The 21,909-nt window shown below is 72.0% G+C and carries 20 protein-coding genes; 12 read left to right on the top strand and 8 right to left on the bottom strand.

Translation table 11 applies throughout. From position 1 onward, the window contains the following. Nucleotides 1-203: 203 nt before the first annotated feature. Both ID810_RS02500 and ID810_RS02495 read right to left on the bottom strand, forming a co-directional pair. On the bottom strand, nucleotides 204-1,805 hold the full coding sequence (locus ID810_RS02500) for a CpaE/TadZ family protein (RefSeq protein ID WP_166858798.1): 1,602 nt from the start codon (nucleotides 1,803-1,805) through the stop codon (nucleotides 204-206). Further along, nucleotides 1,802-2,470 carry a hypothetical protein gene (locus tag ID810_RS02495; protein WP_166858796.1) on the bottom strand — a complete coding sequence of 223 codons (669 nt, stop codon included), beginning with the start codon at nucleotides 2,468-2,470 and terminating at the stop codon, nucleotides 1,802-1,804. Before ID810_RS02495 ends, ID810_RS02500 begins: the two co-directional genes overlap by 4 nt. 105 nt (nucleotides 2,471-2,575) lie before the next feature. Here ID810_RS02495 and ID810_RS02490 point away from each other — a divergent pair, with 105 nt between their 5' ends. Then, nucleotides 2,576-2,797 (top strand): helix-turn-helix domain-containing protein, encoded by a 222-nt coding sequence (locus ID810_RS02490; RefSeq protein ID WP_166858794.1) that lies wholly within the window; start codon nucleotides 2,576-2,578, stop codon nucleotides 2,795-2,797. Between the two features lie 100 nt (nucleotides 2,798-2,897). Here ID810_RS02490 and ID810_RS02485 read toward each other — a convergent pair whose 3' ends face one another. Continuing rightward, entirely contained in the window at nucleotides 2,898-3,416 is a 519-nt protein-coding gene (locus ID810_RS02485; protein ID WP_166858792.1) for a Fis family transcriptional regulator, read from the bottom strand. A gap of 135 nt (nucleotides 3,417-3,551) precedes the next feature. Here ID810_RS02485 and ID810_RS02480 point away from each other — a divergent pair, with 135 nt between their 5' ends. Then, on the top strand, nucleotides 3,552-4,445 hold the full coding sequence (locus ID810_RS02480; RefSeq protein WP_166858790.1) for a LysM peptidoglycan-binding domain-containing protein: 894 nt from the start codon (nucleotides 3,552-3,554) through the stop codon (nucleotides 4,443-4,445). A 37-nt stretch (nucleotides 4,446-4,482) separates the two neighbouring features. Then, the gene (locus ID810_RS12335; RefSeq protein WP_235931764.1) at nucleotides 4,483-5,226 is read left to right on the top strand and encodes an Rv3235 family protein; all 744 of its coding nucleotides are present in this window, start codon (nucleotides 4,483-4,485) and stop codon (nucleotides 5,224-5,226) included. A 2,195-nt stretch (nucleotides 5,227-7,421) separates the two neighbouring features. Here the strand turns inward: ID810_RS12335 and secA are convergent. Beyond that, nucleotides 7,422-10,235 carry a preprotein translocase subunit SecA gene (gene secA, locus ID810_RS02470; protein ID WP_166856174.1) on the bottom strand — a complete coding sequence of 938 codons (2,814 nt, stop codon included), beginning with the start codon at nucleotides 10,233-10,235 and terminating at the stop codon, nucleotides 7,422-7,424. 337 nt (nucleotides 10,236-10,572) lie between these two features. Here secA and ID810_RS02465 point away from each other — a divergent pair, with 337 nt between their 5' ends. Together ID810_RS02465 and hpf are read left to right on the top strand one after the other, a co-directional pair. After that, nucleotides 10,573-11,385, top strand: coding sequence for a ComF family protein (locus ID810_RS02465; protein WP_166856176.1), 813 nt, complete (start codon nucleotides 10,573-10,575; stop codon nucleotides 11,383-11,385). A 180-nt stretch (nucleotides 11,386-11,565) separates the two neighbouring features. Further along, nucleotides 11,566-12,207, top strand: a complete 642-nt coding sequence (gene hpf, locus ID810_RS02460) for a ribosome hibernation-promoting factor, HPF/YfiA family (protein ID WP_166856178.1) — start codon at nucleotides 11,566-11,568, stop codon at nucleotides 12,205-12,207. A 104-nt stretch (nucleotides 12,208-12,311) separates the two neighbouring features. On the opposite strand, the gene mtrA is transcribed toward hpf, so the two are convergent. Beyond that, the gene (gene mtrA / locus ID810_RS02455; protein WP_166856180.1) at nucleotides 12,312-12,992 is read right to left on the bottom strand and encodes an MtrAB system response regulator MtrA; all 681 of its coding nucleotides are present in this window, start codon (nucleotides 12,990-12,992) and stop codon (nucleotides 12,312-12,314) included. A gap of 167 nt (nucleotides 12,993-13,159) precedes the next feature. On the opposite strand from mtrA, the gene ID810_RS02450 reads away from it, so the two are divergent. From ID810_RS02450 to ID810_RS02430, 5 genes are all read left to right on the top strand, one after another. Next, nucleotides 13,160-14,356 carry a DUF7847 domain-containing protein gene (locus ID810_RS02450; protein WP_166856182.1) on the top strand — a complete coding sequence of 399 codons (1,197 nt, stop codon included), beginning with the start codon at nucleotides 13,160-13,162 and terminating at the stop codon, nucleotides 14,354-14,356. A 19-nt stretch (nucleotides 14,357-14,375) separates the two neighbouring features. After that, nucleotides 14,376-15,071, top strand: coding sequence for a DUF4129 domain-containing protein (locus ID810_RS02445; RefSeq protein ID WP_166856184.1), 696 nt, complete (start codon nucleotides 14,376-14,378; stop codon nucleotides 15,069-15,071). Next, complete coding sequence (locus tag ID810_RS02440) at nucleotides 15,068-16,240, top strand: DUF4350 domain-containing protein (RefSeq protein WP_188232561.1); 1,173 nt, start codon at nucleotides 15,068-15,070, stop codon at nucleotides 16,238-16,240. Before ID810_RS02445 ends, ID810_RS02440 begins: the two co-directional genes overlap by 4 nt. Continuing rightward, nucleotides 16,237-17,214 (top strand): AAA family ATPase, encoded by a 978-nt coding sequence (locus tag ID810_RS02435; RefSeq protein WP_166856186.1) that lies wholly within the window; start codon nucleotides 16,237-16,239, stop codon nucleotides 17,212-17,214. The genes ID810_RS02440 and ID810_RS02435 overlap by 4 nt, the downstream gene beginning before the upstream one ends. Nucleotides 17,215-17,292: 78 nt before the next feature. Then, entirely contained in the window at nucleotides 17,293-18,585 is a 1,293-nt protein-coding gene (locus ID810_RS02430) for a DUF58 domain-containing protein (protein WP_166856188.1), read from the top strand. A 125-nt stretch (nucleotides 18,586-18,710) separates the two neighbouring features. Here ID810_RS02430 and ID810_RS02425 read toward each other — a convergent pair whose 3' ends face one another. Then, nucleotides 18,711-19,706 (bottom strand): stage II sporulation protein M, encoded by a 996-nt coding sequence (locus tag ID810_RS02425; protein ID WP_166856190.1) that lies wholly within the window; start codon nucleotides 19,704-19,706, stop codon nucleotides 18,711-18,713. Nucleotides 19,707-19,720: 14 nt separating this feature from the next. Between ID810_RS02425 and ID810_RS02420 the strand changes: the two genes are divergently transcribed. Continuing rightward, the gene (locus ID810_RS02420; protein WP_166856193.1) at nucleotides 19,721-20,593 is read left to right on the top strand and encodes an RDD family protein; all 873 of its coding nucleotides are present in this window, start codon (nucleotides 19,721-19,723) and stop codon (nucleotides 20,591-20,593) included. 110 nt (nucleotides 20,594-20,703) lie between these two features. Here the strand turns inward: ID810_RS02420 and ID810_RS02415 are convergent, their stop codons facing one another. Continuing rightward, on the bottom strand, nucleotides 20,704-20,943 hold the full coding sequence (locus tag ID810_RS02415; protein ID WP_166856195.1) for a Trm112 family protein: 240 nt from the start codon (nucleotides 20,941-20,943) through the stop codon (nucleotides 20,704-20,706). A gap of 1 nt (nucleotide 20,944) precedes the next feature. Then, a complete protein-coding gene (locus ID810_RS02410) occupies nucleotides 20,945-21,385 on the bottom strand; it encodes a DUF3499 domain-containing protein (RefSeq protein ID WP_166856197.1) in 441 nt (146 codons plus the stop codon). Between the two features lie 67 nt (nucleotides 21,386-21,452). On the opposite strand from ID810_RS02410, the gene ID810_RS02405 reads away from it, so the two are divergent. Then, nucleotides 21,453-21,905 (top strand): metallopeptidase family protein, encoded by a 453-nt coding sequence (locus ID810_RS02405; protein WP_235931556.1) that lies wholly within the window; start codon nucleotides 21,453-21,455, stop codon nucleotides 21,903-21,905. The last annotated feature ends 4 nt before the right edge of the window (nucleotides 21,906-21,909 follow it).

The raw sequence follows: 21,909 nt of genomic DNA, 5'->3' as shown, positions 1-21,909 counted from the left end.
ACCGGCCTACTTGGGCCCCGCCGTCGGCCCGGACCCGCCCACGTTGAGCCCCACCATCGGCCTAGCACCGCCCACGTTGGGCCCCGCCGTCGGCCCAGCCCCACCCACGTTGGCCCCACCGTCGGCCCAGCCCCACCCACGTTGGCCCCACCGTCGGCCTAGCACCGCCCACGTTGGGCCCCGCCGTTGGCCCGGATCCGCGCTCAGTGCCGGTGCCGACCGCCTCGTCGCCCGCGTTCCCGTCGCGTGGGTTCGGCCGCCCGGCTCGGGGATCCTTCCGGGACGGAGCCGGGCGTCGCGCGAGCCGAGCGCAGCCGCGACCACCAGCCGGCCCGACGGGCCGAGGCGGCGTGCGAGCGCGCCCCGGCCGCCGGGTCCACACGGTCCACGAGCACAGCCAGGGCCCGGCCCAGAGGCGTGGCCGGCGCACCATCGAGCACGCTGACGCCCGCCAGGAGGCAGGCGTCAGCGGCTTCATCCTGGGGCAGCAGCGTGACCTGCTTCAGAGACCCGAAGCGGAACAGCGCCTCCCTCACCGCCCGCTCAGGGGAGGGACCGGCCGCCGAGGCCCGCACCCGGTTGACGACAACCTCGAGCCGCCCGGTCACGGTCGCGTCCTCAGCGACATCCCCGAGCAGCTGCAGCAGGCGCCGGACCCCCACCGGGTCGGCACCACCCACGACCACGACGACGTCGGCCTCGCGCAGCAGCGCGGCCCTGAGGGCGCCGTGGCCCGGCTCCAGGGTGTAGGAGTCCACCTCGTCCTCAGGTGCCCCACCCGAGATGTCCGCCACCGTCCAGACGGCCCGCTCACGGCAGCGTTCCCACACCCGGCTCATGGCCGCAGGTGGCAGCTCGCGCCACCGGCCCGAACGCCCCAGCCCGGGAAGGACCTCGACCTCGCCTCCAGTTGGCAGGAGGAGACCGGCGAAGGTCTCAGCATCCAGGCGTGAGCGGGAGGCCAGGCGGGCGGCCGTCGCCAGGGCGGATGAACCGTCCGGCAGGGACAGCGCCTGGGCGAGGCTCGGCGCCTCGGTGTCAGCGTCCACGAGGATGGTGGGCCCAAGGCGGGACAGGCCCGTGGCGAGCGAGGTCGCGACCATGCTGCGCCCGGGCGCGCCGTGAGGCCCCCAGACGACGAGCAGGCGGCCGGGGACCACCTCGTGGGCGGCAGCGAGGTCCTCGGGTGTGGGCGGCGGGGGCGGCGCGGGTGGATGGTGTCCGTCCGTGTCCGCGCCGGCGAGTCGGGCACCGGCGCCCACCTCGCCCGGCCAGGCGGCGTCGGCCGGGGTCGGAGCACTCCAGGTCGACACACCCCAGGTCGGGTCGGCCTCTTCCGAGCCTGGCCAACCGCCGACCGTCTCCTCCGCCATGGTGCCCGATGCGCTCCACACCCCCTGGCCGTCCTCGGCCTCGGCGGCAACGGGCGTCGCGATGGCGCCGGGCCCCTGCCGATCGATCACCTGCAGGAGGGTGCGCACCCGGTCCGGCTCGGCGTCGGCATCGAGCACCTGCCATCCGGGGAAGGACCACCGCCCAGCCTCCTCGGGGCCGACGAGCAGGATGCCGCGCGTGCCGGCGTGGTCCAGGCGCTCGAGGACGGTGAGGTCGACGTCCTCGAGCTCGACGCTGACGACGGCGAGCCCGGCGAGCCCTGCCATGGCGGCGCTCAGCAGCTCGGCGACGTCACCGCAGCGGCGCACAACGACCAGCCCGGTACCGGCGGCATCGATGGCGCGCACGTGGGCGGCGTCATCCCCCGTGAGGGCGAGCAGGACGCCGGTGTCCGCGCGGGCGGCGCTCATGCCAGCTGTCCGGTGGGCACGAGGACGAGGGAGCCGCCCTGGCCGACGGCGGTGAGCACCGCACCCACCAGGTCTTCGGGCACCAGGACCTCGACACTGGTGGTCGTGCCCCCGAGGATCGCACCGTCGGTCTCACCGACCCGCGAGACGATGAGGCCCTGGGCGACGACGGCGGCCTCGTCGGAACCGGCCTCGGTGGAGGTGCGGGCCGCGGGCAGCGCCCACAGGTCGACGATGTCCCCGGTGCTTGTCCCGGCGGGCAGGCTGGAGGCGACGTTGAGGACGACGGCCCGCAGCGCGAGGTCCTGGCCGTTGGCGACGGCGGACGCGGGCAGCAGGTCGCCGGCTCTGAGGGCCTGGGCGGCGACGGCGTCGTCGGGCAGATTCCCCACGCCCACGTAGGAGCCGGTGCCGGGGTGGGAGTCGACGACGGTGAGGACGCCCTCAGCGGTGAGGTCGTCCCCGGGAACAACGTCCTGGGCGAGGACGTAGAGGGGCTGGGTGTCGGCAGCGAGGGAGACCGCCCAACCCCCAAGGACCACCGAGGCGCCGACGAGGGCGACTCCGGCGGCCAGGCGCGGGTCCTTCCAGGAGGCACGTCGCAGGGCGGGTCGGGGAAGGATGCGGGGGGCGCTGCGGTGTGGGGGTCGCGGTGTCGGGCTCATGGCCCTCCTCATGCGGGAACGGTATGGACGCTTTTCGTGATGGTCAGTTATCCACAGGACGTTTTAGGGATGGCGTGTATCGCTTGGCGATGACACCATGGTGCCATGAGCACCACCTTCCTGACCATCGCAGACGTCGCCGAGCGGCTCCAGCTTTCCGCCCAGGGTGTCCGGGCACTCATCTTGTCCGGCGATCTGCCGGCGATCCAGGTCGGTGCCCGCCACCTGTGGCGCATCCCGGAGGACGCCTTCGACGCCTATGTCGAGGCGCAGCTGGCGCGTACCCGCTCACTGGTGGCGGCCGGCAACCTCGACAACGAGAGCTGACCGGCACACCTCGGCCGGTCTCAACGGCTGCACACGCCGACCGGTCTCACAAGGGCCGCGCACGCCGACCGGTCCCGGCAGCTGCCCACGTCAGCCGTTCTCAACGGCTGCGCACAGCCTCGACGGCGCTGAGCGCGACGCTCACGCGCTGAACGCCCACAACCTCGGCGTCGGTCACGACGTCGACATGGTCGGCCGCGACGCGCACGATCCGCCCCGTCACCTCCGTCATCCCCAGGAGCAGACGCACCCGTGCGCCCTGGCGGGCGAGCGCTCGCAGGGCGGCGGCGAGCCCGGCCCGACCACTGCCGCGTGAGGGCGCGGGGCCGGGCAGCGGGTGGGCGGCGGCGAGGCGGGCGATGGGGACGAGCGCTTGCAGCGCCTCCCCCTCGTCGACGATGACGGCGTCCTCCATCACGCTCATGAGCCGACCGTCAACCCGGTGCCCGGCGGTGGTGAGCAGGTGGACCTGGTGCCCGACGGCGGCGCGGAGCCTGTCGACGAGGCGGACGGAGGCGATCTCGGCCTCGGCGAGGTCGGCACTCTGCGCGGCAATCCCGGCGCGCCGCTCGGCATCGAAGCGACTCTCCAGGTCCGCGATGAGACTGTCCCATTCCATGAGCACATGGGAGCACAGGACCATGGGTGTCGCAAGACACAGGAGCACCCGATCCGCGATCAGATACCTCTTGACATCTTCACGGCGAGTCTGACATTCTCAAATCACCTCAAACATCATCTTGGAGGTGATCGCATGTCAACGACGACACGACTCAGCCTGGTCACGGCCCTGTCCGCCCTCGTGGCGGCAGCCCTCGGCTCCAGCGCAGCCGCGGCCGCCCACTCCGTCCTGGCCCTGCCCCCGCACCAGTGGAGCGTCGGCCATGTGAACGCGCTGCTGGTCCTCCTGCTCGGCTCGGCCGGGACTGTGGGTGCCCTGTGGCACGCGCTTTCCGGGTTGCTCGCGCTGATCTCCCTAGGATCGGGGTTCCGACGTCGTGGTGGCGGCGCTGCGGCTCGCCTCCTGTCGCGTTGGGGCGCCCCCTACGTCAGGCGCGTCGCCGCCGGGGCGCTGGCGACCGCCCTCGTCCTGCCGGCCACCGCCATCGCGCAGGATCTCCCTCTCCCGCCCGACGACCTCGGCTGGGTTCCGACGGTCTCGGCCACCGCGGAGCCCGGGCACAGCGTGGCCCCCACCGCGGTTCCTCCTGAGGTTCCCGCGGCCGAGATTGTCCCGGACGAGGCGGCCGCGGGCGCGTCAGTGCCGGAGGCAGCCCCAGGCACAGGGGCTCCCCCTGCTACCCCGGCAGCGGCTCCCGCCGAGGCCATCCAGGACACAGCCCAGGAGGCGGCCCCGGACACGTCGGCCCTGGCGACAGCCCCCAGCACGCCGGCCCCAGGAGCAGCCCCGCACACGGGCCGCGCGACTGGGACCGTTCCAGGGACAGCCGCGACCTACGTCGTACAGGACGGCGACAGCCTGTGGACGATCACCTCCTCCTTCCTGCAGCGCGTCACGCCCGATGCGGTCGCCGCTGCCTGGCCCGAGCTGTACCGCGCCAACGACGGCGTCATCGGTCAGGACCCGGACCTCATCCACCCGGGCACGGTCCTGACCCTGCCCGCCCCACTCACCGACCGGGCGTGAGCCTCGAAGCGCCCGAGCCCACACGAAGGACCATGCCATGACGACCACCGCCCTCCCGGCACGCGCCACTGACCTCCACGCCCAGCGGGGTCCCTGCTCTCTGCCTCACGACATGCACCCGCCCACCGACGTGCACCCGTCCACCGCCTCAGCCGCGCTCGATCGCGCCGACCGCAGGCTCTCGGGCGGCGTGCACGCGGTCGCGACCGCTCGCCGGGCAACTCCCCCACGGTCAAGGCCGCACCGCCCACGGCAGGGCACCACCGCGACGGCGCCCGCACCGGCCGGTCAGGTCCTGCGGCGGCAGGTGCTGCGCAACGCCGAGCGCCCGCACACGTCATGGGACCGCATGCGCTTCCTACCCGCGCTGCCTGCGGAACCCGCCCCGGCGGAGCGCGATGCGCTGACCCTGAGCGCCATCCGCGAGGCCCGCGCACACGCCCAGAACCAGGTCCTGCCGGACCCGGTACGCACCGCGCAGGTGGTCGTCACGGCAGCGGCCGAGGTCCTTGCCGGCTGGCGGCCGGCCGAGCACATGGGACGGTGGGCCTCACCGGAGCTCTATGATGCCCTCGCGCGCCGTGCCGGCCTGGCCCGCAGGATCCTCGGCGAGACCCCGGACCCGCGTCCGCGGCTGCGCACGCTGCGGGTCCAGCTCACAGCAAGCGGAGCCTGCGAGGTCTGCGCGGTGCTGGACGACGGCGGACGCGTGCGCGGGGCCGGGGCACGGCTCGAGTCCCACCGGGGCCGCTGGCTCCTTACAGGCCTCGAGATCGCCTGAGTCCCAACTCCTCGGTTTGCTCTCAAACGCGCGGTGTTTGGTCGTTGTGATGTCTCAGGACGTCGGTGTGGTGTCTCAAGGCACCGGTGATAGTTCTGTCTCAGGGCATTGGTGACAGTTCGGGTGTTTGTGGGGGTGACACTTCGGGTTGGTGTCGGGGATGGTCTCCTCCGGCCGCCCGCCCACCGGGCCCGTGGCCGTCGTCGGCCTTCAGGCCCTGGTGCTGCCGCCAGTTCGTTGTCCCACGGGTGTGGACGGGCCCGGCCGCCGGTGGCACGCCGCTGGTGACCACACTGCGAACACGGGCGTCAGCTCCCCGACGACACCCACAGGTCATGGCCCGACGTCATGGTCTTCAGGGCAGGGGCCTGGACGGCGCACGCCAAGCCCGTCCACCTCGTCCCTCTACCTTCCATCTCGTCCCTCGGCCCTCCATCTCGTTCGTTCACGCAACGAGATCAACGTGTGCGGAACGAGATCGACGTACGAGAAGCGAGATCAAGACCCGGACAACGAGATCGACGTGCCAGGAACGAGCCTCAGCCCTCCATCTCGTCCCTCTACCTTCCATCTCGTTCGTCGGTCTTCCATCTCGTTCGTTCACGCAACGAGATCAACGTGTGCGGAACGAGATCGACGTGCGAGGAACGAGAGCAAGACCTGGGCAACGAGATCGACGCCAGTCCTCGTCGGGTCCTCCGGGCGCCGCGACCAGACACGCCCATCCTGGCGCGCGCTCGAGACCCCTCGGCAGGCGCACGCCGCGCCTCCACCCTCCAACTCCTCGGTCTGCTCTCGAAAGCACGGTGAATCGCCGTTGTTGTGTCTCAGGACGTCGGTGACACCTGGGGTATCTGCGTAGGTGACACGTCCGGGTGGCCTCGGGGGCGGTGTCCCCCGGCTTCCGGCCCACCGCGCCCGTGGCAGTCGCCGGCCTGAAGGCCCCCGCGCTGCCACCAGCTCGTCGCCGCGCAGGTGCGCACGGGCCCGGGCCGCCACTCGCGCACCGCGGTGTCCACACGGCCACCGGCACCCCAGAAGCGTCGAGACTCCGCTCAGACGGCCAAGGCCCTGACCGAACACACACCCAACCCGAACCCGTCACCACATACATGTCCACCCACACCCCCAACCCCCCAAGCGTCACCGATGCCCTGACACAGAACTGCCACCGATGACCTGAGACATAACAGTCTCAGGACGTCGGTGGCGCTTGGGGGTTGTTACTGTGTGTGCCCAGATCCGCTGCGGTGAGAGCGCCCTGGGGGAGATCCTGGTGATCACACCAGCGTGGTGCAGGCGGGCGCCACGGGGCCCGGCACCTGTCACTGATCCCTGGTCAGAGAGTGTCGCGACTTCTCAGGTCGTTGGGGTTCCGTGGTTTCTGCGGCGCCCAGACGGGTCGGGGCGGGCTGTGGCCAAGAGGTGCGTCAGGCGCCCCACCCCCTGGCGGGGCCGGGTGCCAGGCAGGCACGTGCCCCACACGACGCACACGGCCGACCTCGACGCTCATCCCGCCAGGAGGAACACGGCATGATCGCGGGAGCCCGGACGTCGGCGACCGGCACCGGCCACGGCTGGCGCCCGCCGCACGCACACCAGCACGGCGCAGGCGGGCGACGCAGTCAGAGCGCCCTGGAGGAGAATCCCGGTGATCACACCAGCACGGTGCACGCGGGCGCCGCGGGGCCCGGGGGTGGGGCTTGCACGCTCACACTTTTCGACACTCGTCGACAACGGCGCCATTCCTAGGGTTTGTCGACCGGTGCCCTCCAGCACGCCGACTCCCATGTGCACGAAGGCCGCCCACGCACATGGGAGCCCGGGCCACCACCGCAAACCCCAGTGCAACCGTTAACAACCGTCACATGAGCGTGCGAGCCCCCCTGCCGCCACCCTGCGGGGCACGCCCCGAGCCCCGCAGGCCGACCGCCGACGGATGCCGGCGCCGGGCTCGAGCCGTCACGGGCTCAGCACGGCAGGGTGTGCTGGGGGAGACCACCACCACGACCAGCCAGAAACCCCACCCCCACAAATCCCCGGAACTGCCACCAACGCCCTTGAGACAGAACTACCACCGAAGCCCTGGGACAGAACTGCCACCAATGCCCCACGACACCACAACGACACAACACCGCACCCCCGAGCGCAAACCGAGAAGTTCGGCAGGGTGGTCGGGCCGGGCCCGGCGCGGCTCAGCGGCGCTTCTTGCGCTGGGCGCGGCGCTTCTGCGCGCGGTTCATGGGAACGGGACCCGCAGCAGCAGCCGCCGCAGCCGCCGCGCCCTCGACCCTCGCCTCGCCGTCCTCACCGGGCGCCGAGTAGATCATGCGCCGGTCCATGCTCTGCTGGCCGGAGGTGCCCAGCACGGTGCCGCCTCCCGAGCGCCCCAGGCCGGCCACCGCCGTCGCATCGGCACCGGCCACGGCGGCCGCAGCCTCGGCGGTGCCGTCCTGCTCGGCGCGCTGGGCCGCGGCCTCGAAACGGGCGACGTTGGCGAAGACCTGCTCCACGGTCTCCTCGCGGATACCCTCCATCATCGCCTTGAACAGGCGCGCGCCCTCGTTCGCGTACTCGACCAGCGGGTCGCGCTGGGCCATGGCACGCAGGCCAATGCCCTCCTTGAGGTAGTCCATCTCGTACAGATGCTCGCGCCAGCGCTTGTCCACTACCGCCAGCAGGACGCGCCGCTCGAGCACGCGCATCGGCTCTGCGCCAAGCTGGGCGCGGGCAAGCACGTTCTCATCCAGGCTACCCTCCGCCTTCTCGTAGGCGACCGCAGCGTCCTCGCCGAGCTCATTGGCCAGGTAGTCGGCGGTCAGCCGGTCGACACCGCCGACCTCCTCAACGACCTCATCCTGGGTCAGTCCCACCGGGTAGAGGTGGCCGAGGTCGTCCCACAGGGCGTCCAGGTCCCACTGGTCGGGGCGGCCCTCGGCAGTGCGGGCGGCGACGACGCCGGCCACCGCACGCTGCCGGAAGGCACTCATCTGGGGCTCAAGGTCCTCGCCGTCGAGCACGCGGCGCCGCTCGTCGTAGACCCTCTCCCTCTGCTCGGTCATGACGTCGTCGTACTTCAGGACGTTCTTGCGGATCTCGTAGTTGCGCGCCTCCACCTGGCTCTGGGCCGAGGCGATGAGCCGGGTCACAACCTTGGACTCGAGGGGGACGTCGTCCGGGTAGGCGCCCGAGCGCATGATCCGCTCGGCCCCGGTGGCGGCGAACATGCGCATGAGGTCGTCCTCCATCGACAGGTAGAAGCGGGACTCGCCCGGGTCTCCCTGACGTCCTGAACGGCCTCGCAGCTGGTTGTCGATGCGCCGCGACTCGTGGCGCTCGGTGCCCAGGACGTACAGGCCGCCGAGCTCGACGACCTCGTCGTGCTCAGCCCGACAGGTCTCGCGGGCGACCCGCAGGGCCTCCGGCCACGCCTTCTCGTAGTCCTCGGCGTTCTCCTCGGGGTCGAGCCCGGCATCCTTGAGGGCGGTGACGGCGATGTGCTCGGCGTTTCCACCGAGCATGATGTCGGTACCACGGCCTGCCATGTTGGTGGCGACGGTGACCGAACCCTTGCGGCCGGCCATGGCGACGACGGCGGCCTCGCGCGCGTGCTGCTTGGCGTTGAGGACCTCGTGGGGGATGCCGCGCTCCTTGAGCAGGGCCGACAGCCTCTCCGACTTCTCCACGCTCGTCGTGCCCACGAGAACGGGCTGGCCCTTCGCGTGCCGCTCGGCAATGTCCTCGACGACGGCGGTGAGCTTGGCCCGCGTGGTGGTGTAGACCAAGTCCGGCTGGTCGACGCGGATCATCGGCATGTTCGTCGGGATCGGCACGACGCCGATCTTGTAGGTCCCGGCGAACTCGGCGGCCTCGGTCTCGGCGGTACCGGTCATACCTGAGCGCGAGCCCTCGGGGTAGAGGCGGAAGTAGTTCTGCAGGGTGATGGTGGCCAGCGTCTGGTTCTCGGCCTTGATCTGCACGCGCTCCTTGGCCTCGATGGCCTGGTGCATGCCCTCGTTGTACCGGCGTCCGGGCAGGACACGTCCGGTGTGCTCGTCGACGATAAGGACCTCACCGTCGCGCACGATGTAGTCCTTGTCGAGGTGGAATAGCTCCTTGGCCCTGATGGAGTTGTTGAGGAAGCCGATGAGCGGGGTGTTGACGGACTCGTAGAGGTTGTCGACGCCCAGGTAGTCCTCCACGCGCTCGATGCCGGCGGAGGTGACGGCGATGGTGCGCTTCTTCTCGTCAACCTCGTAGTCCTTACCGGCGCGCAGACGCTCGGCGATCGTGGCGAACTCCTTGTACCACTTGTTGACGTCGCCGGAGGCGGGCCCGGAGATGATGAGGGGCGTACGAGCCTCGTCAATGAGGATGGAGTCGACCTCGTCGACGATGACGAAGGCGTGCCCGCGCTGCACGAGGTCCTCGGGCCGCTGGGCCATGTTGTCGCGCAGGTAGTCGAAGCCGAACTCGTTGTTGGTGCCGTAGGTGATGTCGCAGGCGTACTGGTGGCGCCGCTCGGCGGGGGTCTGGCCGGCGAGGATGCATCCGGTGGTGAGCCCGAGGAAGCGGTGGACGCGGCCCATGAGGTCGGACTGGTACTCGGCGAGGTAGTCGTTGACGGTGACGACGTGAACGCCCTCACCGGTCAGGGCACGCAGGTAGGAGGGCATCGTGGCGACGAGGGTCTTGCCCTCACCGGTCTTCATCTCGGCGATGTTGCCCTGGTGGAGCGCGGCCCCGCCCATGATCTGCACGTGGTAGGGGCGCATGCCGAGCACGCGGTCGGCGGCCTCAACGACGGTGGCGAAGGCCTCGGGCAGCAGCTGGTCGAGGCTCTCTCCATCGGCGTAGCGCTTCTTGAGCTCGGCGGTCTGCTCCTTGAGGTCCTCGTCGGAGAACGCGCGGTAGTGGTCCGCGAGGGCCTCGACCTGGTCGGCCACGAGCTGCAGGCGCTTGAGGGTGCGCCCCTCCCCAATGCGAAGGATCCGGTCGATGATCGACACGCTGGCTTCTCCCCTGTTCGACGGCGGGCCCCGGGGCGGACGACGCCGCCGGGTGAGGGACCCCGCCCGGGCACACGGTCCCGGGCACATACGGGCACCATCGTATGCGGCAGCGCGAGCGGGCAGCACCCGCAGTCCTGTGCTACGGGCGACGTCGCCCGGTTTACGCGCTCAGCGTGAGCAGTCCGACGTCGATCCCGCAGCGCCCGGCCCGCCCACAGCACCCGGCCCGCCCCGGGCTCCACAGGGGCGGGCCCCGGCGACACCGTCGTCCTCTGTCCACAGGCCGCGACCGCCCGGGTGCACCCGACCGGGCCAGGTCGGCACCCTGGATCTCGTGCCTGCCGCCTGCCTGCCACCGTCCCCGCCGTCGGAGCCCCGTGCCTGCCGTGCCCTGTCCCTCCTGGGCCTGCTCGGGTCAGCGCTCCTGCCAGCGCGCTGCGCCGGCTGCGGGCGCTGGGAGACCACGCTGTGCCCGCAGTGCCTCGCCCTGCTCAACGGCCCACCCGTCCTCGTGAACCACCTGCCCGGCGCCCAGGACCTGGAGGCTCACGCGCTGAGCCCCTACGCGGGCCCGGTGCGGGCCCTGGTCCTGGCGTGGAAGAACGGTGCGCGCGAGGACGTGCGCGCGGTGATGGCACGGGCGGGTCGCCAGGCCGGGGCCGACTGGGCCGCGGGTCTGAGCCAGGAGGCTCGTCAGGCGCTGGCGGGGCGACGGGGGCTGCTCGTCGTGCCGGCGCCCTCGGGGCGGGCACGTCGGCTGCGGGGACGGCTGGTCGCGGCCGACCTGGCCGACGCCGTCGCCACAGGCATCGCCCACGGCCTGTCCTCAACCCCGGGCGAGCAGGTCGCCCTGGTGGCCTCGGCGGACGTGCTGCGCCGACGCGGCGGGCGGGCGCACCAGGTGGGTCTGTCGTCGCGCGCCCGACGGCTCAACCGCAGCGCCGCACCGCTGGTGCTCTCTCCCGTGTCCGGCTGGGCGGTGCTCCTCGTCGACGACGTCGTGACAACCGGAACGACGCTGGGTGCCTGTGCACGCGCACTGCGCGAGGCCGGCGCGCTGGTGATCGGGGCCCTTGCCGTCGCGGCTGCGCCGGCCCCGATCTCGCCCTCGGCTGACGCGCCCCCACAGCGTCCACCGGGGCCCTGACGATGGTGTAAGTTGTGTGTCACAGCACACACGGTGTGGGGGCTCAGAGACGAGCCCCCGGCCCCAGGCCCCGGACGGACGGAGGTGGTCACTGACCAACCAGAGCCCGCCGTGAGGTGCGGCGGGTGCCTTCCAGCCCGGCCCCCAGGGGCCGCCCTGAGCCTAGAAAGAGGTTCCACCATGGACATCACCGTCGTCGGCCGAAACGCTGAGATCAGCTCGCGTCTGCGGGACTACGTTGAGGAGAAGGCCACCAAGGTCGAGCAATTCGACCCCCGTGTCCAGCGCATCGAGGTCGAGGTGACCCACGAGCGCAACCCGCGCCAGGCGGACACCGCCGAGCGCGTCGAGATCACAGTCGTCTCCAAGGGCCCGATCATCCGGGCCGAGGCCTCCTCCTCCGATCGCTTCGCCGCCTTCGACATCGCCATGGGCAAACTCACCGAGCGCCTTCGCCGCGCACGCGACCGCAAGAAGGACCACCGCCGCTACAGCGTGGAGGTCAACGAGCCGGTCGAGGCCGTCGTGGAGGAGGAGGTGCTCCTGCCGGACACCGGCGACGCCCCCATCGAGGACTCCCCCTCAGCACCCACGCAGCACGGCGTCGCCGTCGAGTCCCAGCTCGGCGACTCCCCCGTGATCGTGCGCCAGAAGCTGCACGAGGCCGTGCCGATGACCGTGGACGAGGCCCTGTACCAGATGGAACTCGTCGGCCACCCGTTCTACCTCTTCATCGAGAAGTCGACGAAGCAGCCGTGCGCGGTCTACCACCGTCACGGCTGGACCTACGGTGTCATCCGCCTCGACGCCCAGGTCCTGTGACGCCGGCCCCTCACTGACCGACTCACCCGGTACGTGTCCCGGTCCTGCCCACCAGGGCGGGGCCGGGACACGTCGTCGTCGGGCAGAACCCGGGTGAGTGGCACTCAGCGGGCCCCGCCCGCCCGGTAGCCGACGCCGCGCACGGTGAGCACGATCGCGGGGTGCTCGGGATCGCGCTCGATCTTGGCGCGCAGGCGCTGGACGTGGACGTTGACCAGGCGAGTGTCGACGGCGTGCTGGTAGCCCCAGACCCGCTCCAGGAGCTCGTCGCGGGTGAAGACCTTCCAGGGGGCGCGGGCCAGGGTCGCCAGGAGGGAGAACTCGAGGGGCGTGAGGGTGATGAGGTGGTCGCCGCGACGCACCTCGTGACCAGTGACGTCGATGTCAAGGTCGCCGACGTGCACGTGCTGCGCCTCAACGGCCCGGTGGCGGCGCAGACGCACCCGGATCCGGGCGAGCAGCTCCTTGGGCTTGAAGGGCTTGGTCACGTAGTCGTCGGCCCCGGCCTCGAGAGCCGCGACGACGTCGTGGGTCTGTCCCCGGTCGGAGACCACGATGATGGGCACGTCCGACTCCAGGCGCAGACGTCGGCACAGCTCCAGCCCGTCGATCCCGGGCAGCGCGACGTCGAGTAACACGAGGTCCGGCTGGACGGAGCGCAGGACGTCCAGGGCGCGAGAGCCGTCAGCGCAGGAGCACAGCGTGTAGCCCTCGCGCTCAACCATCTGGCCGATTATCTCGGTCAGGGCGATGTCGTCATCTATGACCAGGACGACAGCGCTCATGCCTCTATTTTGACACACCGTCGTCTCATGTCTCAGATCCCGGGCACCGCCCAGGTCACCGCCAGGGCCACCACCCCGCAGGCTCTTGCGCTCCGACGACGCCCGCCCCGCGCCGATCCTCCTGAAGGCGGATGCCGCGCCCGAGGCGGGCGTGCCAGCATGAAGCCATGAGCAGCGACACCCCTTGGCAGTCCCCCTCCGGTCCTGAGGACTCGGGCACCGCTCCGGCCGAGCCGCGCTTCGGTGCCTATGGCACACCCCCCGCCGGGCAGCCCTCCACCTCCTCCCCCTCCTACGGGCCCGCCGACCCGCAGGTCGGCGTCCCCCCCACCTACCCTGCGTACCCGGGCGCCGCGCACCAGGCGCCGCCCAGCTTCTTCGTGGCCCCCAAGCCCGGCATCATCCCCCTGCGGCCCCTGAGCATCACCGAGATCATCGGCGGCGCCTTCGAGTCCCTGCGCGCCAACCCCAAGGCAATGTTCGTGCCCTCGATCGTGGTGATGTCGATCATCGGCCTGATCTCAGCGATCCCCACCTTCTTCACCACTCGGGGCTTGTACTCCTCCCTCGAGTCCACAGGTGACAGCGCCTTCCTTACTGAGGACCAGGCCATGTCGCTCGCGCTCGACAGTCTGAGCACCTTGGGCTCCTCAATGCTGACAGCGGCGCTGACGGCTCTCGCCTCGACCATCCTCACGGGACTGCTCATCGTCGCGGTCTCGCGCTCAGTGCTGGGTCGTGTGGCCAGCCCCGGCGAGGTGTGGCAGCGCACGAAGGGACGGGTGTGGGCCCTCATCGGCCAGAGCATCCTCGTGAGCCTCATCGTCGGTGCGGCCTCGGTCGTCATCGCGCTCGTGGGGCTGGTCCTCTTCGGCATCACCCTCGTGCCCGTGCTCAACGGCGACGAGCCCTCGGGGGCCATGGTGGCAATCGCAGTCATCGGTATCCTCGTCCTCGCCGTCATCGGCATCATCCTGGGCACTTTCCTGAGTGTGCGCCTGTCTCTGTCGTCGGCCACCCTCGTCCTGGAGAACGTCGGCGTCATCGAGGGCATCAAGCGCTCCTGGGTCCTGACCCGCAGCTACTTCTGGCACGTGCTCGGCGCCTTGCTCCTGGCCGGCATCATCACCGTGCTCGTCACCGGAGTCCTGTCGGGCGTCACCGGTGCCGTGGCCGGCGTCCTGTCCGTCACATCGGGGGGCATCATGCCCGCCCTCGATGCCGTGTCCACCTTCATCGGCTCCCTCCTGGGCGCACTCATCCTGCCCTTCTCCGCAGCGGTGACGGCCCTGATCTACATCGACCTGCGCATGCGCCAGGAGGGCCTCGACGTCGAGCTCCGCCAGGCCGCAGACACCCTGTGACCCCGGTCGACCTCCTCGCATGCTGACGCCCATCGTCCTGACCGCCCTCCTGGGCGCGGGTGTGCCCGCCACCCCCGACGCCGAGGAGGCGCGTGAGTCGGCGCAGCGCGAGCTCAGCCGACCGGTCTACCAGGAGCGGCTGAGCCTGTGGGCACGGCTATGGACATGGATCCAGGAGCACATCGACCCCTCCCGGGTGGTCCCTGGGGCACCGGCCTGGCTGTCCGTGCTCATCGTCGTCGTCGCGGCCGTCGTCCTGCTGGCCGTCGCGCTCCTGCTGCTCAGGCGCGTGACGCTCGGACGGCGCGCCCGCGTGAGCAGCCAGGTCCTCTTCGAGGGCGATGACCGCGACGCCGACGCGCTCACCCGTGACGCCGACGCCGCTGCCGCCCGCCAGGACTGGGCCGCCGCCGTCGTCGACCGCTTCCGTGCCATCATCCGATCCCTGGACGAGCGCGCCCTCGTCGAGGACTATCCCGGCATGACCGCGCAGGAGGCGGGCACCCTCGCGTCCCATGCCCTGGTGGACGACCAGGGACTGCACGCCAGCCTCCACCAGGCCGCCGTCCTCTTCGACGCGGTCAGGTACGGGCGCGTGCTGTCCACCGGGCAGCAGGATGAGTGGATGCGTCTGCTGGCCGAGCGCGTCGCCTCGGCCGCGCCCCGCTCGTCGGCACCGCAGGCCACCGTGGGTGGCCGGGGGGAGTTCCTGTGAGCGCCCCGGTCGAGGCCCCCTCATGGGCCCGGCGCCTGCGCTCCTGGCGGCCGCTGCTGCTGTCCCTGGCGCTGCTGGCCGCGGTCGCCGTCGCCACGAGCCTGCTGACCTCCCCCCAGACCTCCACCACCCCCTACGCGCTGGACAACCCCAAGGGCGACGGCGCCATGGCCCTGGGCGCACTCCTGCGCGACGAGGGTGTGGGCACCGCCTCGCCCACGTCCATGGCCGAGGTCGTCAGCCAGGCCGGGCCGGGCACCACCATCGCCCTGCTCAACGCCTCCCACCTCAGCAAGGAGGAGCGCCGCACGCTGGCCTCGCTGGGGGCGGACATCACCGTCGTCGGCACCCTCTACCAGGATCTGTCCGGTCTGCTCGACGACGAGGGCGAGCTACCGGTGCCCGCCGGCATTAGCGCCCCCAAGGGCACGGTGCTTCAGGCCCGGTGCGCGGATGCGGACGCGGCGGCCGCCGGCAGCATCGACGGCACCCGGGGCACACTCGTCCTTCCGACGGGGACTGAGGCCATCGGGTGCTTCCCCGTCTCCGAGGGGGGATCCGATTACGCCTACGCGGTCATCGAGCGCCCTGGCGGCGCCACCCTGCGCCTGATCTCTGACACGACCCTGCTCACCAACGGCCGGATCGCCACCGCCGGGCACGCCGCCCTGGCCATACGCGCCCTGGGCCACCACGAGCAGCTCCTGTGGGTCGACGGCTCCCGGCTGACGACTCACACCACCGTGTGGAACAGTGTCGCCCTGCCTCCCTGGCTGGCGCCCCTCCTCTTCCAGGCCATCATCATCGTCGCCGTCCTGGCCGTCGTGCGCGGACGCCGCATGGGCCGCCTCGCCCAGGAGGACCTGCCCGTCCTCGTGCGGGCCACCGAGACCACTCGGGGCCGCGGGCGCCTGTACCGCCGGGCCGGTGACCGCCAGCGTGCCGCCACCGCCCTGCGCGCGGGCACCGCCCTGCGCCTGGGTCGGCGCCTGGGCCTGTCTCCGTCCGCCGACGGCGCGCTGCTCACCGACGCGCTCGCACGCGCCACCTCCCAATCAGCCCCGGCCGTCCAGGAGCTCCTGTACGGCCCCGTCCCTTCCGACGACCGGTCCCTGGCGGACCTGGCCGTCCAACTCGACCATCTCGAGAGCGAGGTCACCTCACGATGAGCACCACCGAGACCACCACCCCCTCCGGGGACCCCCGCGAGCGGCTCGTCGCCGTGCGCAGCGAGGTCGCCAAGGCCGTCGTCGGCCAGGACGCGGCCGTCACCGGCCTCGTCATCGCGATGCTCGTGGGCGGGCACGTCCTGCTCGAGGGCGTCCCCGGCGTCGCCAAGACGCTCCTCGTGCGCTCCCTGGCTCAGGCACTGGACATTGACACCAAGCGCGTGCAGTTCACCCCGGACCTCATGCCCGGTGACGTCACCGGCTCCCTCGTCTACGACGCCCGCACCACCGAGTTCTCCTTCCGCCAGGGCCCGGTCTTCACCAACCTCCTGCTGGCCGACGAGATCAACCGCACGCCGCCCAAGACGCAGGCGGCCCTGCTGGAGGCGATGGAGGAGCACCAGGTCTCCGGCGACGGCGTCCCGCGCCCCCTGCCCTCCCCCTTCATGGTCATCGCCACCCAGAACCCCGTGGAGTACGAGGGCACCTACCCGCTTCCCGAGGCCCAGCTCGACCGCTTCCTGCTCAAGCTCGTCCTGCCTCTGCCCGATCGCGGCGAGGAGATCGAGGTCCTCACCCGTCACAGCTCGGGCTTCAACCCCCGGGACCTGGCCGCGGCGGGGCTGTCCGCGGTGGCCAGTGCCGAGGACCTCGCCGCCGCCCGCGAGGAGGTGCGGACCGTGGGGGCGTCCCCGGAGCTGCTGGCCTACGTCGTCGACCTCGTGCGCGCCACCCGCAACCACCCGAGCGTGTCCCTGGGCGTCTCGCCCCGTGGCGCCACCGCCCTGCTGGCGGCGGCCCGCGCCTGGGCGTGGCTGGCGGGACGCTCCTTCGTCACCCCCGACGACGTCAAGGCCCTGGCCGTGCCGACCCTGCGTCACCGTGTGGCCCTGCGCGCGGAGGCGCAGATGGAGGGTGTGACCACCGAGGCCGTCATCTCGGGCGTCCTGCGCTCGGTGACCGTGCCCCGCTGAGCACAGCCCGCCCCCGGCGGCCCGCCCCCACCTACTCGCCGCCCCTCGCCGCCCCTGAGCCCGGAAAGGAGAGACCCGGTGTACCTCACAAGCCGCAGCGCCTGGCTGACCGGTGTCGGCCTCCTCCTCGTCCTGCTCGTCCCCAGGCCCCTGACCGTCCTGACCTGGGGCGCCATCGTCGCGATCCTCATCGCCATCGACGTCCTGGCCGCGCCCTCCCCCCGCGCCCTGCACCTGGAGCGTCTGACCCCGCGCACCGTCCGCCTGGGCGAGGAGACGACGACGCGCCTGTCCGTGACCTCCACCTCCTCGCGCACCATGAGGCTGCTCGTGCGCGACGCATGGCCCCCGTCCGCCGGCGCCGGCGGGGAGCGCTCGGCGTTCACACTGCGCCCCGGACAGCGCAAGCGCACCCAGACCACGCTGCGCCCCACCCGTCGCGGTGAGCGTGTGGCGGACCTCGTCACCGTGCGTTCCAGCGGGCCCCTGGGCCTGGCCGGCCGCCAGATGAGCATGGCGGTGCCCGCACGTCTGAGGGTCCTGCCGCCCTTCACCTCCCGGCGCCACCTGCCCAGCCGCCTGGCCCGCCTGCGTGAGATGGACGGGCGCAGTGCCGTCATGGTGCGCGGCGCGGGCACGGAGTTCGACTCGCTGCGCGAGTACGTCGTCGGTGATGACGTGCGCTCCATCGACTGGCGCTCAACGGCCAGGCGCGGCGACGTCGTCGTGCGCACCTGGAGGCCCGAGCGGGACCGGCGCGTGCTGCTCGTGGTGGACACCGGCCGCATGTCGGCAGCCCGGGTGGGGGGTGCACCGCGCCTGGACACCGAGGTTGAGGCGGCCCTGCTGCTGGCCGCGCTCGCCTCGCACGCCGGGGACCGGGTGGATGCGGTCGCCGTCGATGAGCGCCTGCGGGCGCAGGTCAGCGGTGTGGCCGGGCCCGGGCTCATCAGCGCCCTGGCGGACGCGTTGGCGCCGGTGGAGGCTGCCGTGACGGAGACCGACTGGGCCCTGGTGGGGCGGGTGGTGGAGCAGCGCCTGAGCCAGCGGGCGCTCGTCGTCATCCTCACGGGGCTGGACGGCTCCTCGGCGGACGCCGTGATGACGCGGGCGATCACCACCCTGGCGCGTGAGCACACCGTGCTGCTCGCCTCGGTGACGGATCCCGACGTCGAGGCCCTGCGCCGTGCGCGTGCCGACGCCGACAGCGTCTACACGGCCGCGGCCGCCGAGCGTGACCTGCTCGAGCTGGCGGCGGTGCGCGAGCGGCTGCGGAGGGCGGGCGTGGAGGTCGTCGAGGCGGTGCCGGGTCGCCTGGCGCCGCGCGTGGCGGACACCTACCTCGAGCTCAAGCGGGCGGGGCGCCTGTGACCGGGTGCCAGATGGGACCGGCGTCGGCGGGCCCCACGCCGACGGGCGGCACAGGCGGCACGGGCCCCACGCCGACGGGCGGCACAGGCGGCACGGACCCCGCGTCGTCGGGAAGCACAGGCCGTTCAGCCGACCGCGACGGCGACGGCACCGGCCTCCTCCTCGTCAAGGTCCCCCGTGACGCCCGAACGCACCGCGCGCCCGCCGACCACGAGCGTGTAGGTCCACAGGACCACGAGGGCGAGCACACCCACGGTGATCTTCAGGCTCCAGGGCACCGGCGCCGGGGTCACGAAGGCCTCGATGACACCCGCAACCGCCAGCGCCCCGGTCATGCCGACGGCGACGGCGATCAGCGCCCGGCCCTCCTCTGCCAGGGCGACGGCGCGCGGCCTGGGGCCGGGCACCAGCATCGTCCAGAAGAGCTTGAGGCCCGCGGCCCCGGCAATGAACACGCAGGTCAGCTCGAGCAGACCGTGCGGGCTGATGAGGGCGAAGAACAGCCCCAGGAGGTCGTGGTCGACCATGATCGCCGCCGCCTGTCCCAGGGAGACGGCGTTGGCCCACATCACGTAGGCGGGCAGGACCCCGGTGATGCCGCCGGCGACGCAGAGCACCGCGATGCGCGCATTGTTGGTCCACACCTGGCTGGCGAACTCGCTGGGCGCGTAGGTGGAGTAGTAGGACTCGAAGGCGTCATTGGCGTAGGCGCTCAACTCGCTGGGGCTGCCCAGGGCGCTCATGGCCTGGGGGCTGTGCAGGGTCCAGACGGCCACGACGACGGCGATGGCGAGCTCGGCCAGGGTCACCCCGAGGGTCCACCAGCGCAGGCGGTACAGGGCCGCCGGCACCGTCTGGGCGAGGTAGCGGCGCAGGTCCGAGGCACGCACCTCCCGCGTGCCGGTCACCCGGGCACGGGCGGCAACAACGAGTCGCGAGAGCTCGGCGAGCACCTGCGGGTCCGGCGCCTGGGTGCGTGCACGCGACAGGTCCCGGGCCGCACCCCGATAGAGGGCGACGAGCTCGTCCGCCTGCGACCCGGTGAGCTGGCGTCTGCGGGTCAGCTCGTCGAGCCGGTCCCACTGGTCGCGGCGAGCAGCGCTGAAGGCATCGATATCCACACAGGGAGTGTGACATGGTGAGTGCGACCGCTTCATCGTCCGAGCGGATGATGACGCCGGACAGGCTCGTGACCGGCGAGGCCGTCGTCGTCGACATCGTCCCGGCGACGGTGGGCGTGCGCCTGCTGAGCGCCGTCATCGACTACGCGATCTACGCCGTGGGACTGCTCATGTCCTTCATCACCTGGGCGACGCTGGGACCCGGGGCCTCGGATGAGACGAGCACGGCCGCCGCCATCACGCAGATCTCGCTCCTGCTCGTGCTGTGGACGGTGGCGGTGCCGTTGACCGTGGAGGTTCTCTCACGCGGACGCAGCGCCGGTCGCCTGGTGACGGGCTGCCGGGTGGTGCGTGACGACGGCGGTGCGATCCGCCTGCGCCACAGCCTCGTGCGCACGCTCGTGGGCGTCGTAGAGATCTGGTTGACCGGGGCGCTGCCGGCACTGGCGGCGTGCATCATCACGCGCCGGGGCAAGCGGCTGGGGGATCTGCTGGCGGGCACGTACGTGGTCAACGAGCGGGCGGGGTCGGTGGACGCGCCGCCGCTGCTCATGCCGCCGGAGCTGGCCCAGTGGGCGCAGGAGGCGGATATCCGGTCGCTGCCGGGGGACCTGGCGCTCGCGTCACGGACCTTCCTGCAGCGGGCCTCGTCGATGCAGCCGGCGGCCAGGGCACGCCTGGGCTCACAGCTGGTCGAGCAGGTCCTGCCCCGCGTGGCGCCGGAGCCTCCAGCGGGCACGCACCCGGAGCGCTTCCTGGCGGCGGTGCTGTGCGAGCGGCGTGACCGCGAGCTCGCCCTGTCTCTGCGCGACCGGCAGGCGGAGGAGCGCAGCGTCCTCTCCCTGGACCGGCTGCCCCACGGGATCGGCGCCCCCGGCCCTTCCTGAGCAGTTCTCATCGCGTTTAACCCCAGTTCTCGCCGCGTCTAACCCCAGTTCTCGCCGCGAGAACTGGGGTTGTTGCCCACGAGAACTGGGGTTGTTGCCCACGAGAACTGTCAGGGCGTGAAGGGCTCAGCCTCGTGGGAGAGCAGGACGGGCACGCCGTCACGCATCGGGTAGGCCAGGCCGGCCCCCAGGGACAGCAGGGCGGGAGCACCATCGGGGCCGACGGCGTCAACAAGCGCCTCACCGGTCACGGGGCAGCGCAGCAGGGCGCGCACAACCGGGGCGAGGCCGCTGTTGTTCGCGCTGTCGTCGGAAGCGTTGCAGGCACCCGTCTCGCAGGTCTGGGTCATGTCAGTCCTCCTTCTCGCCGCGCAGCACCCGCAGGTGCCCGCGCCGCAGGATCTCGCCGTCGCCAAGCCCGGCGAGGTGGTCAGGCAGGGGTTGTGGGGCCGTGAGCGAGGCCGGCACGATGCCGCCGGGGCGCCCGGCACGCTCAGCCGGTTGGGGGCGCGGGCGGGGGCTGCGCGAGGCATCGCGGACGGCGTCGGCCAGGGCCGTGAGGTCGTCATCGCTGGGCGGGGCCGGCTCGAAGCTTGTCGCCAGGCGGATGACCTGCCAGCCGCGAGGCGCCGTGAAGGACTCCACGTGCCTGGCGCACAGGTCATAGGCCTCCGGCTGCCGCTCGGTGGCCAGGGGGCCGATGACGATGGTGGAGTCCGCGTACACGCTCGTGAGGGTGGCGACGGCGGGGTTCTCGCACCCGGGTCGGCGGCAGCTTCGGACTCGTCTCACCCGAGCAGGCTACCGCTGCCGCCCCGTGCCGCCGTCAACGCCACCCGCTCCTGCGTAGGCTGGGATGGTGACATTCTCCTCCCCCTCGCACCGCTCCCCCGCCCCGGTGCCGGCACCCGCGCGCCGTCGTGACCGTCACGGGCGCGGGCTGAGGGGCCCGATGCTGCCCCCGTACCTGCCCGCCTGGCGCACGCGCGCCGAGCGCTTCGACGAGCTGGTGGCCTCGACGGCGGACGCACTGGCCCGCCGGGTGCCGCAGGTGAGGGACGTTCAGTTCGCCGTGGAGGATGTCCCACCCTCGGACCCGGCGCCGTGGGAGCCCGGGATCGTGCTCGGCCGCGGTTTCGCGGCCGAGCCGCGCGCGGGGCTGCCCGCCCGGGTGGTCGTCTACCGCAGGCCGGTGGTCTCGAGGGCCGACGGCGATGAGGAGCTGGCCGAGCTGGTGCACCGGGTCGTCGTCGAGCAGCTCGCCCTCATGCTGGGACGCCGCCCCGAGGAGATCGACCCCGACCTCCTGTAGGACC

The organism is Actinomyces respiraculi, from assembly GCF_014595995.2.
Lineage (GTDB): Bacteria > Actinomycetota > Actinomycetes > Actinomycetales > Actinomycetaceae > Actinomyces > Actinomyces respiraculi.
This window is presented reverse-complemented; position numbering and strand designations above follow the sequence as displayed.

What these genes read in the sequence shown, in the direction of transcription:
- mtrA (WP_166856180.1), bottom strand. Translation starts at nt 12,992, where the DNA reads ATGAGCGCTGTCGTCCTGGTCATAGATGACGACATCGCCCTGACCGAG.
- ID810_RS02435 (WP_166856186.1), top strand. Translation starts at nt 16,237, where the DNA reads ATGAGCACCACCGAGACCACCACCCCCTCCGGGGACCCCCGCGAGCGG.
- hpf (WP_166856178.1), top strand. Translation starts at nt 11,566, where the DNA reads ATGGACATCACCGTCGTCGGCCGAAACGCTGAGATCAGCTCGCGTCTG.
- ID810_RS02420 (WP_166856193.1), top strand. Translation starts at nt 19,721, where the DNA reads ATGGTGAGTGCGACCGCTTCATCGTCCGAGCGGATGATGACGCCGGAC.
- ID810_RS02500 (WP_166858798.1), bottom strand. Translation starts at nt 1,805, where the DNA reads ATGAGCGCCGCCCGCGCGGACACCGGCGTCCTGCTCGCCCTCACGGGG.
- ID810_RS12335 (WP_235931764.1), top strand. Translation starts at nt 4,483, where the DNA reads ATGACGACCACCGCCCTCCCGGCACGCGCCACTGACCTCCACGCCCAG.
- ID810_RS02415 (WP_166856195.1), bottom strand. Translation starts at nt 20,943, where the DNA reads ATGACCCAGACCTGCGAGACGGGTGCCTGCAACGCTTCCGACGACAGC.
- ID810_RS02485 (WP_166858792.1), bottom strand. Translation starts at nt 3,416, where the DNA reads ATGGAATGGGACAGTCTCATCGCGGACCTGGAGAGTCGCTTCGATGCC.
- ID810_RS02450 (WP_166856182.1), top strand. Translation starts at nt 13,160, where the DNA reads ATGAGCAGCGACACCCCTTGGCAGTCCCCCTCCGGTCCTGAGGACTCG.
- ID810_RS02445 (WP_166856184.1), top strand. Translation starts at nt 14,376, where the DNA reads ATGCTGACGCCCATCGTCCTGACCGCCCTCCTGGGCGCGGGTGTGCCC.
- ID810_RS02495 (WP_166858796.1), bottom strand. Translation starts at nt 2,470, where the DNA reads ATGAGCCCGACACCGCGACCCCCACACCGCAGCGCCCCCCGCATCCTT.
- ID810_RS02480 (WP_166858790.1), top strand. Translation starts at nt 3,552, where the DNA reads ATGTCAACGACGACACGACTCAGCCTGGTCACGGCCCTGTCCGCCCTC.
- ID810_RS02490 (WP_166858794.1), top strand. Translation starts at nt 2,576, where the DNA reads ATGAGCACCACCTTCCTGACCATCGCAGACGTCGCCGAGCGGCTCCAG.